The 13241-nt window shown below is 73.2% G+C and carries 11 protein-coding genes; 1 reads left to right on the top strand and 10 read right to left on the bottom strand.

Annotated elements, in window-relative coordinates:
• Positions 1–10: 10 nt before the first annotated feature.
• The 7 genes from FJK98_RS20410 to FJK98_RS20440 form a co-directional block, all read right to left on the bottom strand.
• Entirely contained in the window at positions 11–1006 is a 996-nt protein-coding gene (locus FJK98_RS20410) for an LLM class flavin-dependent oxidoreductase (RefSeq protein WP_145920454.1), read from the bottom strand.
• Positions 1003–2628 (bottom strand): class I adenylate-forming enzyme family protein, encoded by a 1626-nt coding sequence (locus FJK98_RS20415; protein ID WP_145920455.1) that lies wholly within the window; start codon positions 2626–2628, stop codon positions 1003–1005. Before FJK98_RS20415 ends, FJK98_RS20410 begins: the two co-directional genes overlap by 4 nt.
• Entirely contained in the window at positions 2625–3626 is a 1002-nt protein-coding gene (locus FJK98_RS20420; protein WP_168222517.1) for an LLM class flavin-dependent oxidoreductase, read from the bottom strand. Before FJK98_RS20420 ends, FJK98_RS20415 begins: the two co-directional genes overlap by 4 nt.
• Positions 3623–4714, bottom strand: a complete 1092-nt coding sequence (locus FJK98_RS20425) for an LLM class flavin-dependent oxidoreductase (protein ID WP_145920457.1) — start codon at positions 4712–4714, stop codon at positions 3623–3625. The genes FJK98_RS20420 and FJK98_RS20425 overlap by 4 nt, the downstream gene beginning before the upstream one ends.
• A 74-nt stretch (positions 4715–4788) precedes the next feature.
• The gene (locus FJK98_RS20430) at positions 4789–5817 is read right to left on the bottom strand and encodes an acyl-CoA dehydrogenase (protein WP_145920458.1); all 1029 of its coding nucleotides are present in this window, start codon (positions 5815–5817) and stop codon (positions 4789–4791) included.
• Between the two features lie 13 nt (positions 5818–5830).
• The gene (locus FJK98_RS20435) at positions 5831–6982 is read right to left on the bottom strand and encodes an acyl-CoA dehydrogenase family protein (RefSeq protein WP_145920459.1); all 1152 of its coding nucleotides are present in this window, start codon (positions 6980–6982) and stop codon (positions 5831–5833) included.
• Positions 6983–7015: 33 nt separating this feature from the next.
• Positions 7016–8563 (bottom strand): AMP-binding protein, encoded by a 1548-nt coding sequence (locus FJK98_RS20440; protein ID WP_145920460.1) that lies wholly within the window; start codon positions 8561–8563, stop codon positions 7016–7018.
• 68 nt (positions 8564–8631) lie between these two features.
• Between FJK98_RS20440 and FJK98_RS20445 the strand changes: the two genes are divergently transcribed.
• The gene (locus FJK98_RS20445; RefSeq protein WP_145920461.1) at positions 8632–9609 is read left to right on the top strand and encodes an MBL fold metallo-hydrolase; all 978 of its coding nucleotides are present in this window, start codon (positions 8632–8634) and stop codon (positions 9607–9609) included.
• A gap of 39 nt (positions 9610–9648) precedes the next feature.
• Here FJK98_RS20445 and FJK98_RS20450 read toward each other — a convergent pair whose 3' ends face one another.
• From FJK98_RS20450 to FJK98_RS20460, 3 genes are read right to left on the bottom strand one after another with little or no spacing between them, the layout of a single operon-like run.
• Entirely contained in the window at positions 9649–11202 is a 1554-nt protein-coding gene (locus tag FJK98_RS20450; protein ID WP_145920462.1) for a class I adenylate-forming enzyme family protein, read from the bottom strand.
• A complete protein-coding gene (locus FJK98_RS20455) occupies positions 11199–12722 on the bottom strand; it encodes a class I adenylate-forming enzyme family protein (protein WP_145920463.1) in 1524 nt (507 codons plus the stop codon). Before FJK98_RS20455 ends, FJK98_RS20450 begins: the two co-directional genes overlap by 4 nt.
• Positions 12722–13216, bottom strand: a complete 495-nt coding sequence (locus tag FJK98_RS20460; protein WP_145920464.1) for a VOC family protein — start codon at positions 13214–13216, stop codon at positions 12722–12724. Before FJK98_RS20460 ends, FJK98_RS20455 begins: the two co-directional genes overlap by 1 nt.
• Positions 13217–13241 lie beyond the last annotated feature (25 nt).

Below are 13241 nucleotides of genomic sequence, written 5' to 3' on the forward strand. Positions count from 1 at the left end.
ATTCCTTAGGTCAGGTGGTGGTACGGAAGGCGGGGATCACGTCGGTGGCGAACAGCCGCAGCGAGGCGCGCAGCTTCTCGGTGGGCATGCCCAGCCACCCGGGCCGGAAGATGAGATGGTCGAACCCCAGGTCCCGCAGGGCGGAGATCCGCTCGACGAGGAACTCGGGCGAACCAAGCAGCAGCGTGTTGCGGACCAGCTCGTCGAACCGGTCCCGCTGCCAGCGCAGCGCCGGGTACTCGGCGTACGTCGAGTACTCGACCCGGGCGTGCGGCAACGCCTCCGCGACGGCCTGCTCGGTGCTCGGCGCGCAGTACAGCTCCACGCCGACGGGCCGCTGCACCGTCGCCGGGTCCCGCCCGTACTCGGCCAGCGCCTCGTTGTAGACGGCCAGGTGCTCGGGCAGGAAGCGGCGGCTCGGGGAGTTGCCCGGCGCGTACCAGGCGTCGCCGAGCCGGGCGGCCCGGCGGACCGCCTTCTTGCCGCCGGCGCCGATCCAGATCGGTGGGCCGCCCGGGGTCAGCGGCGGGATGCCGATGGTGGCGTCGACCTGCGGGTAGAACTCGCCGTCGTGGGTGACCGGCGCACCGCTCCACAGCGCCCGGATCAGCCGCAGGCTCTCGTCGAAGCGGCGGAACCGGGTCTCCGGGTCGACGCCGAAGGCGGCGAACTCGTTCTCCCGGTAGCCCGCCCCGACGCCGAGGATCACCCGCCCGCCGGAGAGGTGGTCGAGGGTGGCGAACTCCTCGGCGACATGCACCGGGTGGAACATCGGCAGCAGCAGGATGCCGGTGCCGAGCAGCATGTCCCCGGAGCGCGGGATGAGGCTCGCCAGCATCGAGATCGGCTGCGGGGTGGCCAGGTTGGACTGGAAGTGGTTGATCGTCCACACCGAGTCGTAGCCCAGTTCGGCGGCGAGTTCGACGGTGCCGAACAGGTCGTCGAGGTGCCTGCGGAGGTCGTCGCCGGGCGGGTACTGGTGCGACGCCATGATGCCGAACCTCATCGGTTCCCCCTTGCGTGCGGCCGGTCGGTCCCGCCGGCATCCGAGCCGGGCGTCGCCGCCCGGCTGGTCCCGTCCGGCCCGGTCGCGGGGGCCGCTGCGCGGCTGATCTTGCCGGTGGCGCTGCGTTCCAGGACGGGCACGAACTCGATCCGCCGGGGGGTCTTGAAGTGCGCCAGCCGCTCCCGGGCGTACGCGACGAGCCGCGCGGCCAGGTCGGTGTCGTCGACCGTGTCGTCGACCGCGCGGACCACCAGCGCCACCGGGATCTCGCCCAGCCGGTCGTCCGGCCGGCCGAGCACCCGGACGTCGCGCACCAGCGGGTGCCCGCGCAGTTCGTCCTCGATCTCCTCGGGCCACACCTGGAAACCACCGCACTTGATCATGTCCCGCTTGCGGCCGACCAGGAAGAGCACCCCGTCGGGGTCGACGTAGCCGATGTCGCCGGTGTGCACCCAGCCGTCGCGGACCAGCTCGGCCGAGGCGGCGGCGTCGTCGACGTACCCCCGGGTCAGCGCGGAGCGGACCACCACCTCGCCCTCCGCGCCGGTCGGCAGCGCGGCCCCGGCGTCGTCGCGGATCTCCAGCTCGACGCCGGGGTAGACCCGGCCGGCCGAGCCGGGCTTCCACCGGCCGGCCTTCATGTCCCGGCCGGTCCAGCCGGCGATGTGCCCGGCCTCGGTCGAGCCGTAGTTGACCAGGATGGGCACCCGGTAGCGCTCCTCGAAGGCGCGCCGCACCGGCCAGGAGATCGCCTGCCCGGCCACCAGCACCGACCTGACCCCGGCGAACGGCAGGTCCCGTTCGGCGTGCACGATGTCGAAGACCATGGTGGGCAGCAGGAACAGGTTGTCGAACCCGAACCGGGGCATCAGGTCGGCGAGCCGGTCGACGCCGAAGCGTTCCCAGACCACCGCCGGCCGCCCCACGAAGTACGCGAACAGCAGCGCGTGCTGGCCGCCGCTGTGGAACAGCGGCAGCGCGATCAGGTTGGGGCGGGCGTCGCGGGTGGCGCTGCCCTCGGCCTCGGTGCCGGTGGTGACCCGGGCGAGCCGCATCAGCGACTCCCGCGTCCCGCCGTGGGTGACGCTGACCGCCTTGGGTCGTCCGGTGGTGCCGCCGGTGAACAGGATGCACGCCTCGGCCTGCGGCCCGACGTCGACGCCGGTGACCCGGGTCTCCTGCCGCCACGGCAGTTCGGGCACGTCGGTCAGCGCCGCCGCGACCGAGCGGACCGGGATCCGCCCGGCGTCGCCGTCGGCGGCGAGGAACGTGGCGACCACGTCGGGCCGCCGGTCGTCGACCAGCAGCAGCCGGGGCGCGGTCTTCGCCACCGACTCGGCCAGCTCGGCGGCGTTGTAGAGGCTGCTGACGGTGACCGGCACCGCGCCGATCTTCCAGGCCCCGAAGAGCAGGAAGACGATCTCGGGGCCGTTGGTCAGGTAGCAGGCGACCCGGTCGCCGGGGCCGACACCCTCGGCGCGTAGCGCGGCGGCGACACCCCCGGCGAGCAGGTCGATCTGGTCGAAGGTCCAGGAGCGGCCGTCCTCGCCGTACAGGCCGGGCAGGTCGCCCCGGTCGGCGCACCGGCCCTCCAGGACGCCGACCAGGTTGCCGGCGCTCACCGGGTCACCCCGGGCACGGTCGTGGCGACCCTGGGGATGACCTCCGCGCCGAAGCGGGCGAGCTGTTCCATCGCCTCGTCCTGGCTCGCGCCGACGAACTGGTGGCGCAGCGAGACCTCGGTGATGCCCAGCTGGGTCTCCCAGCGGCGCAGCTTGGCCACGATCTCGTCGGCCGAGCCGACCAGGCAGTCCTCGGCCAGGTACCGGTCGAGGTCGAGGGACTGCGCGTCGTCCCAGGACTTGTAGCCGGCGTACTGGCGTTGCAGGTGCGGACGGACGGCCGCGACCGCCGCCGGGTAGCTGTCACCGAGGTACGCCTCGCGGCTCATCGGGTACTCCCGGTCCAGGGGGAAGCCGCGCTCTTCCAGGTCGGCCCGGTAGATCCCGAGCAGTCGGGCCAGTTCGGCGTCGTTGCCCTTGGGGCCGATCAGCCACGGGGCGTCCAGCCGGGCGGCGCGCCGGACGGCCGGTTCGGCGAACGCGCCGATCCACAGCGGCGGGCCGCCGGGCTGGGCCGGGCGCAGCGCCAGCGACGCGCCGGGGACCTCGCCCCAGCTGCCGGCGGCGTCGATCGTCTCGCCGTTCCACAGGGCGCGCAGGATCGGCACGTACTCCCGCAGCCGGCGCAGCCGGTCCTCCCAGGCGACGCCGAACGCGGTGGTCTCGCGCCTGCGGTAGCCGGCACCGATGCCGACGGTCAGCCGGCCGCCGCAGAGCACGTCGAGCGAGGCCAGGTCCTCGGCGAGGGCGACCGGGTTCAGCAGCGGGGCGAGCAGCACGCCGAACCCGATCCGGACCCGGGAGGTGGCGTGGGCGAGGTAGCCGGCCAGCGGGACGGGTTGGACGAACGCCGACCGGGCCAGGTAGTGGTGGCCGAGGTAGACGGCGTGGAAGCCGGCCGCCTCGGCGGCAGCCGCCTGGGCCAGTACGCCGTCGATGCCCTCGGCGGCGGATGCCGACGGATCGAACTGGGCACTCAGGAAGCAGCTGATCTTCACCCGAGGACCGCCTCGGCGGCGGGCACCCGCTCGGCGGCGCGGTCCTGGGCCCGGAAGTGCGGGATGACCTTGTCGGCGAACTCCTCCATGGAACGCAGCGCGGCGGTACGGTCCAGCGACGGAATCCGCAGCCAGCCGATGTAGTGGTTGATGCCGAGCTGTTCGCGCAGCATCTCGATGGTCTCGATGACGCGCTGGGCCGAGCCGAAGTTCCCACCGTGGGTCAGCGTCTGCTCCAGGGTCAGCAGCTCGATGTTCTTGGCGACCGCCGCGTAGTAGGCGCGTTCCTTGGCGATGGCGTCCTCCGAGCCGGGGATGACCTTGCCGACGGACTTGTAATAGTTCATCGCCGCCTGGGCCGCCGCGCGCAGGCCCTCGTCGCCGTCGCCGCACCAGACCTGCTGCATGAACGGCAGGTCGTAGGTGGACAGGTCGAAGCCGTTCTCCCGCATGCTCTGCCGGTAGAGGTCGAAGTTCTTCTGCATGATGCCCAACGGCGTGAAGTTCGGTGAGGTGATGATCGACTCGCCGACCGCGCCGCGTTCCCGGAAGCTCTCCGGGGAGACCGTGCCCTGCAGGATGGGCGGCCCGCCGGGGGTGAACGGCCTCGGGTAGGTGGTGACGTTGTCGTAGTGGAAGATCTCGCCGTGGTAGGAGAAGTTCTCCTGCGACAGCGCGAGCCGCAGGATCTCCAGGGTTTCCTGGTAGCGCTGCTTGGACTCCTCCAGCGGCACGCCGAAGCCGGCGAACTCGGCGGGCTGGTAGCCGCGGCCGACGCCGATGGAGACCCGGCCGCCGCTGAGCACGTCGAGGGCGGCGATGTCCTCGGCCAGGCGCAGCGGGTGGTGCAGCGGGAGGACCAGGACGGCGGTGCCGATGGTGATCCGGCGGGTCCGCTCGGCGACGGCCATGCCGAAGTTCACCGGGCTGCCGAGGATGCCGTACTTCGAGAAGTGGTGCTCGGCGAGCCAGACCGAGTCGAAGCCCAGCTCGTCGGCCAGCTGGATCTCCTCGAGGGTTTCTCGGAGCACCTGATGGTCCGATGCGCCGTCGGCCACCGGGAACAGGTTCATGATTCCGAACTTCACGGCCTTCTCCTCATTTATTCCGACCAGACGGTATGTTACTGCTCCGGGCTGGTGCCCGGCAAGACTTCCGCAGGTCAGCCCCGCGCTGCCCGACGTGCCCGGATGCGCAGCTCCCCGGCCCGCCGCCGGTGCCACGACCCCCGCCCGCAGCGGGCGTCGAGCACGAACGCGCGGCGCAGGAACAGGTGCGGGTCCGCCTCCATCGTGATGCCCATCCCGCCGTGCACCTGGATGCACCGCTCGGCGGCGAACACCGCCGCCTGCCCGGCCGCCGCCTTCGCCGCGTGCACCTGGACCCCGGCGTCCGGGCGTCCGGTGTCGACCGCCCACGCCGCGTACAGGGTCAGGTCCCACGCCGCCTTGCGCGCCGTGGCCGCCTCGGCGAGCGGGAACGCGACCCCCTGGAACGACCCGATCACCCGGCCGAACTGGCGGCGGGTACGGGCCTGCTCGGCGGCCAGGTCGATCGCCCCCTGCGCCACCCCGCACAGCTCGGCCGCCACCACCAGCGCCGCCCGCAGCGGCCCGGCACCGGCCGGCTGGGGCCGCTCGGGCGCCGCCAGCGTCAGGTCCGCCAGCGGCACCGACGGGTCCAGCGACTGCCGCGCGGTGATCCGGACCGGGTCGGCGAACCAGACCCCGGCCGGGCCGAGCGCGACGACGCCGTCGGCCTGCGCCGCGTACGGCACCAGGGTGCGTACCAGCGGGTCCACCGACGCCGCGTCGGCCCAGCCGGAGTTGCCCGGCACGTCGACCGCCGTGGTGAGCACCCGGCGACCGTCGAGCACCTCCTCGGGCAGCGGCCCCCGTTGCCCGTCGCCGCAGAGCAGCTGCACGGCCGCCGCGTGCGCCGGGAACCGGCTGGGCACCAACCGCCCACCGAGCGCCTCGACGGCGACCAGCAGGTCGATCAGGCCCGACCCGATGCCGCCGGCCGGCTCGGGCACCCCGAGCAACCCGAAGTCACGCAGCAGCGGCCCGTCCCCCGCCGGGGCCCGCCAGCCGCCCGACCACGCCGCGCGGGCCGTGCCCCGGTCGGCGTCCGCGAGCGCGCCCACGGTCCGGCCGATGTCCTGCTGTTCCTGGGTGAATGTCGCGCGCACCGGACCACCTCGCTCAGCGGGAGCGGGGCAGGCGCAACACCCGCTCCGCGAGAATCGACTTCTGGACTTCCTCCGTGCCGCCCTCGATGGTGTGGGCGCGGGCCCGCAGGTAGCGGCGCATCCGGGCGGCGGCGCCGTCGCCGTCGACCAGCACCCCGCCGGCCTCGTCGAGCTGCACGGCGAGCCGGTTGGCGTTCTGCACCACCCGGGCCCACAGGCTCTTGAGCGCCGAGGTCTCCGGGCCCGGCACCCCGCCGGCCCGGCTCTCGCCGAGCATCCGCATCGACCCGATCCGGACCGCCTCGGCGTCGCACTGCAACGCGCCCACCGCGTCGACGAAGGCGCTGTCGTCGGCGACGCCCCGCTCGAGGGCGACGTCGATCAGCCGGTCGACCGCCTGCCGGGCCCAGACCCACAGGTTCAGCGCCATGCTGCCGCGCTCGAAGGCGAGCGTGGTGAGCGCGACCGGCCAGCCGTTGCCGACCCCGCCGAGCACGTCGTCGTCGGCGACGAACACGTCGTCGAGGAACATCTCGTTGAACTCGGTGTCCCCGTTGATCATCACCAGCGACCGGACGGTGAACCCGTCCATCGGGGCGAGGAAGTAGGTGATCCCCCCGTGCTTCGGCGCGGCCGGGTCGGTACGGGCCAGCAGCAGGCAACGCGAGGCGTTGTGCGCGTTGGACGTCCAGATCTTGGCCCCGTTGATCCGCCAGCCCCCGTCGACGCGGGTCGCCGCCGTGGTCAGGCTCGCCAGGTCGGACCCGGAGCCGGGCTCGCTGAACCCCTGGCACCAGTACTCGTCGCCGCGCAGGATGCCGGGCAGGTGCCGGGCCTGCTGCGCGTCGGTGCCGTGCGCGATGATCGTCGGCCCGGCCAGCATCATGCCCACCCCGTTGAGCGGGTACGGCGCGCCGCGTACCGCGGCCTCCTCGTTGAAGACGGCCTGCGCCAACGCGTCCATCCCCCGGCCGCCGTGCGCCGCCGGCCAGGACAGCCCGGCCCAGTTGCCGGCGCAGAGCCGGTCCTGCCACACCCGGGACCAGTGCTCCCGCTCGTCCTGGGTCAGCTCCTCCTGGTCGGGCACGTCGGCCAGCGCCCCGTCGAGCCACCTGCCGACCTCGTGCCGGAACGCCAGGTCGCTGTCGCTGTCAGCGAAGTCCATGCCCACCCCCCTGTGGGTCGTCGGTGTCGCCGGTCATGCGCTGGCCTCCTCGGCGGGCACGAGCCGGGCCTTGTAGAGCTTGCCGTTCGGGTCGCGGGGCAGCGCGTCGCGCACGACGTAGGACTGCGGGCGCTTCGGCTTGGCCAGCCGCTCGGTGAGGTACCGGCGCAGCTGCGCGACGGCCGTGTCCGGGTCGGGCGCGGTGTCGGTGAGCACGACGTGCGCCTGGGGCACCTCGCCGAACTCCGGGTCGGGCACCCCGACGACCCCGACGTCGGCGACCCAGTCGTGGCCGATCAGCGCCGCCTCGATCTCGGCCGGGTAGACGTTGACCCCGCCGACCAGGATCAGCTCGGCCGCGCGGCCGGTGATGTAGAGGAAGCCGTCGGCGTCGACGTGGCCGACGTCCCAGACGGTCATCAGGCCGTCGCGGCGCGCGCCGTCGGTCTTGCCGGGGTCGTTGTGGTACTCGACCCGGTCGTCGCCCTGGCGCATGTAGACGATGCCGGTCTGCCCGACGGGCACCTCGTTGCCCAGCTCGTCGAGGATGCGCAGGGTGGAGATCGAGGCCGGCCGGCCGACCGTGCCCGGGTGGGCCAGCCACTCGTGCGGGCGGGCCACGGTGGTGCCGACCTCGGTCGAGCCGTAGTACTCGTAGACGACCGGGCCGAACCAGTCGAGGATGCGCTGCTTGACCTCGCGCGGGCAGGGCGCCGCGCCGTGCAGGACATAGCGCAGCGAGGACAGGTCGTAGCGGTCGCGGACCGGATCGGGCAGTTGCAGCAGCCGGTAGAAGTGGGTCGGCACCATGCTGGTGCCGGTGACCCGGCGGGCCTGGACCCGGTGCAGGAAGCCCTCCGGCGTCCAGCCGTCCATCAGCACCATCGTGCCGCCGGCGTGCAGCGCGCCCATCGCCGGGGTGATGTTGGCCGAGTGGTACATCGGGGCCGACACCAGCCAGGACCCGAACGCCTCCCGCTCCATCCCGAACTCCCGGAACAGCCAGACGTAGGTCAGCGCGCCGGTGTCGGCGTCGACGCCGCTGAGCGGGCGCTTGACCCCCTTGGGCCGGCCGGTGGTGCCGGAGGTGTACATCATCAGCGAGCCGGCCGGGGTGTCCGCCGGGCTGGTGGCGGGCATGTCGGCGGTGAGCGCCGAGAGCGGTCGGGCCCGGTCGGTGCGGGGCGTGCCGTCGACGAAGACCTGGATGCCGGGCACCGCCGCGGCGGCGTCCACCACGACGTCCTCGACCCGGGCGGAGCCGACCACCACCCGGGCCTCGCTGTCGGCGAGGATGTAGCCGACCTCGGGGGCGGTCAGGTGGTAGTTGAGGGTGACCAGGTAGAGCCCGGACTGCATGGCCGCGAGATAGAGCGCGACCAGGCCGGGGCTGTTGGTCATCACCGCCGCGACGGTGTCGCCGGGCCGCAGGCCCGCGTGCGTACGCAGCCCGTGCGCGATCCGGTTCACCTCGGCGAACAGGTCACCGTAGGAGATCCGCCGGTCGTCGGCGGTCACGATCGCGCACAGCTCCGGTTCCGCGGCTGCCCACAGCCGGAACCCGGTCCGCTCCTGGCTCATCGGACTCCTTGAGCTAGATTCCGACCATCCGGTATGTTGGTGTCCCACAGTAAGGGAGCCTCCCGACGATGTCCATACCCGTGAGCGACGCCCACGCCGCCAGCTGGCGGGCCCGCCAGGTGCCGGTCCCCGCGCAGGTCGTCGACGGTGTCTGGGCGATCCCGGTCCCCCTGCACGGCAGCGCCCTGCGGTCCATCACCGTCTTCCTGATCACCACCGACGACGGCCCGGTCCTCGTCGACGCCGGCTACGACCACCCGAGCTGCTGGACGTCGTTCCAACGGTCGGTGGCGTCCATCGGCCAGCGGGTCGACACCATCGCGGCGGTCCTGCTCACCCACAACCACCCCGACCACGTCGGCTTCGCCGACCGGGTACGCGCCGCCTCCGGCGCGCGGGTGGTGATGGGCGCGGCCGACGACTTCGCCACCATGCACCACCGGCGCGGCACCTTCCTCCAGCAGGTACGCACCGCGCTCGACCTGACCGGCGCCCCGCCCGACGTCGTCACCGCCATGTACGCCGACGCGGTCGCCGTCGCCGTGCACCGGGAGGACCTGCGGCTCGACGTGGCCGTGGAGCACGACACCGAGTTCCGCTTCGGCGACGTGACCGTCCGCGCCCTGCCCGCCCCCGGGCACACCTACGGCCACACCGTCTACGCCGACACCCGGGGGCTGGTCTTCACCGGCGACACGATGATGGCCGAGGGGCCCACCCAGCTCGCCATCGTCAGCCGCCCCGACGACGACCCGGCCGCCGACCTGTTCGGCACGCTGGCCCGCATCCGCGACCTCGGGGCCGCCATCGCCTGCCCCGCCCACCAGTTCCCCTACCGCGACGTCGCCGCCCGCGCGCAGGCCCTCGCGGCCTTCCACCGCGACGAGGTCGAGACGGTCCGGGGCCTGGCCCGCGACGGCGACACCGCGTGGGACGTCGCCCGGCGGATGACCTGGAAGAAGCCGTGGGACGAGCTGGGCCGGGGCACCCGGCGGTTCGCCCTCGTGCACACCCTCGCCCTGCTCCGCCACGCCGCCGGCCGGTAGCGCGCGCACGCGGTGGCCCGCACCGGCACGGCGGCCGGCTCAGTCGCGTCGGGCGTCGTCGTACGTCCAGTCCGGGTGCAGGGTCGAGCGCAGCTCCCGCAGGGTCCGCTTGAGCACCTTGCCGGACGGGTTGGTGGGGAACTCCGGCACCAGGTAGACCTCCCGGGGCACCTTGAACCGGCCGAGCCGCTGCCGGGCGTGCGCGATCAGCGCCTCGGGCGTCAACCCGGGCCGGGCGACCACGAACGCGGCCGGCACCTCCTGCCATGTCGGGTGCGGGGCCGCCACCACCGACGCCGCCAGCACCAGCGGATGGTCGGCCAGCACGTTCTCGATCTCGGCGCTGGACATGTTCTCCCCGCCGCTGCGGATCATGTCCTTGAGCCGGTCGCGGATGTAGAGGTAGCCGTCGGCGTCGAAGCAGCCGATGTCGCCGGTGTGGAACCAGCCGTCCCGGAACGCGGCGGCGGTCGCCGCCGGATCGTCGAGGTAGCCGGGGCTGACCTTGGGCCCGCGTGCGACCACCTCGCCGTGCACGCCCACCGGCACGTCCGCACCGTCCGGGTCGACCACCCGGACCTGGACCCACGGCACCGGCAGCCCCACCGACCCCTGCTTGGACTCCTGGTGGGCGGCGTCGAGGTAGGTCAGCCCGCTGCACGTCTCGGTCAGGCCGTACCCCTCGATCAGCCGGGCGTTCGGGAACAGCCCCCGGGCCACCCCGAACAGCGCCGAGGTGACCTGCGAGAAGATCAGCCAGCGGACCGACGACAGGTCGGTGCCGGCGGCGGTGGGCTCACGGCGGACCATGTCCAGCATGGTCGCCGCCACCACCATGCCGGTGATCCGTTCCGTCTCGATCGCCCGCAGCACGGCCGCCGGCACGAACCGGCGGTGCAGCACCATGGTGCCCCCGACGTGCCAGATGCCGAAGCCCGGCAGGTCGGTGCCGCCGACGTGGTAGAGCGGCGCGACGTTGAGGATCCGGTCGGTCGGCCGCAGCCCCAGCTCGACGATCTGGGCGTGCATGTTCCGGTTCACGTTGCCGTGGGTGAGCAGCACCCCCTTGGGCAGGCTGGTGGTGCCGGAGGTGTAGACGATCCGTTGCAGGGCCGCGTCGTCGAGGTCGGCGTCGGCGACCCGCGCGCCCCGGTGCGCCGCGACCAGTGCCCGCACGTCGGTCCAGCCGTCGCCGATCGGCTCCAGCGCGAACCGGCGTACCTGCGGCAGGTCGGCGAGGGCGGCGGTGGTGAGCGCGGCGAACTCCGGCACGGTGGCGACCGCCCCGACCCGCGCATGCGCCAGCAGCCGGGCCAACTCCCCCGCCGTCAACCGGTAGTTCAGCGGGACGAAGACCGCGCCGAGTTTCGCCAGCGCCAGGGAGAGGATGAGGAACTCGGGGACGTTGTCCGCCACGATCGCCACCCGGCTGTCCCGGCGTATCCCCTCGGCGGCCAGCCCGGCGGCCAGGGCGTTGACGTCGTCGTCGAGCTGCCGGTGGGTCCACCGGCGGTCGGCGAAGACCAGCGCGTCGGCGTCGGCGAAGCGGCGGGCGTTGCCGGCCAGCATGGCGGCGAGGTTCGCGGTGCTCACCCGGACACCGCCGCCTCACGCAGGGCCTTCTTCAGCACCTTGCCGGAGTCGTTACGCGGCAACGACGTCACGAGCTGCACGTACCGGGGGACCTTGTATCGGGCCAGTTCGGCCCGGCAGTGCGCGCGCAGGTCCTCGGCGGTGCCGGTCGCGCCGTCGCGGAGGATGACGAACGCCTTCGGCACCTCGTCCCACTGCGGGTCCGGCACCCCGATCACGGCGACCTCGGCGACGTCGGGGTGCTGGGCGAGAACCCGCTCGATCTCGGCGCTGGCGATGTTCTCCCCACCGGACTTGATCAGGTCGGCCCGGCGGTCGACGAACCACAGGTAGCCGTCGGCGTCGATCCGGCCCACGTCGCCGGTACGGAACCAGCCGTCGCGCCGGCTGCGCCGGTTGGCCTCGTCGTCGTTCCAGTAGCCGGGCGACACCTTCTCCCCCCGGACGACGATCTCCCCCTCGACGTCCGGGCCGACCGGCCGGAAGTGCTCGTCGACGATCCGGATCTGCACCCCCGGGAACGGCGCGCCGAGCGCGCCGAGCTTGCTCTGCTCGTGGGCGGCGTCGAGGTAGCAGACGCCGTTGCACAGCTCGGTCATGCCGAACGTGTCGATCAGCCGGACGTGCGGCAGCCGCCGCTTCACCTCCTGCCGCACGCTCGGCGCGACCCCGGCGAAGAGCAGGTAGCGCAACGTCCCGAGGTCCGGCGGGTCGTCGAGGTCGAGCAGGCCGAACAGGATCTGGGCGGCCAGCACCATGCCCGTGATCCGCTCCTCGGCGGCGATCCGGGCGATGTCGGTCGGCTTGAACGTCGGCGTGAGCACCATCGTCGCGCCGGCCACGAACGTCGCCAGGCCCGGCGCCTCCAGCCCGCTGACGTGGAACAGCGGCGCGGAGACGAGGATCCGGTCGGCGTCGGTCAACTCCAGTTCGAGAACCTGCGCGAAGTGGTTCGCGGTGAGGTTCCCGCAGGTGTGCACCACCCCCTTGGGGCGGGCCGTGGTGCCCGAGGTGTAGAGCAGCCGGTGCACGTCGGCGGGGCCCTTGTCGGCGTCGGCGACCCGCACCCCCGGCGGCTGCCCGGCGAGCAGGTCGGCCAGCCGCCGCGCGTCACCGACGACCGTGTCGCCGTTGGCGACCAGCGTCCGCAGCCCGGTCATGGTCGCCAGCCGGGCGGCGTCGGCGGCGAAGTCGTCGTCGTAGAGCAGGCCGGTGACGCCGGCCTGGTCGATGACGTACGCCTGCTCGTTGGCGTGCAGCCGCCAGTTCAGCGGCACCGAGACCGCGCCGAGCCGGCTCAGCGCCAGCAGCTCGATGACGTAGGTGGCGGTGTTGCGCCCGAGCACCCCGACCAGGTCGCCGTCGCCGATGCCGGCGTCGCGCAGGGCCGCGGCGTGCCGGTCCACGTCGGCGTCCAGCGCGGCGTACGTCCAGCGGGCCGCCCCGTCGACCAGGGCCTCGGCGTCGGCGCGGCGCAACGCCTGCCGGCGCAGCGTCTCGGTGAAGTTGCTGCCGCCCATCAGTCGCCGTCACCCCGCCGCCGGGCCAGGATCTCCTCCCGGGACGGCAACGACACGAACTCCAGCAGGTTGCCGTCGAGATCCCGGGCGGCGAACGCGGTGATGTACCCGTAGTTGTCCAGCAGCACCCGGTTCGGCGCGGACAGGCACTCCGCCCCCAGGTCGGTGAGCCGCCGGTGCAGCTCGTCCAGCTCGTCGCGCGGCACCTCGAAGCTGAGCAGGAAGGTGCCCAGCTCCAGGTGGCCGGCGGTGGCCGTACGGGTCTTCACGCCGTTCCACTCGATGAGTTCGAGCTGGCCGACCCGGCTGGGGCCCTGGAGGTACTGGACCCGGCCGGTGGTGCCGGCGGGCAGCCCCAGCGACACCTCGATCCCCGGCCCGCCGACCTCGGTGCGCAGCGTCCGGCGGTAGCCCAGGGCCCGCTCGTAGAAGTCCGCGGCGCGGTCGACGTCCGAGACGGTCATCGCCACGTGGTGCACTTCGCTGACCGGCATGATGCCTGCCTTCCTGTTGGTTCGC

This window comes from Micromonospora sp. HM134, assembly GCF_007833915.1.
Lineage (GTDB): Bacteria > Actinomycetota > Actinomycetes > Mycobacteriales > Micromonosporaceae > Micromonospora > Micromonospora wenchangensis.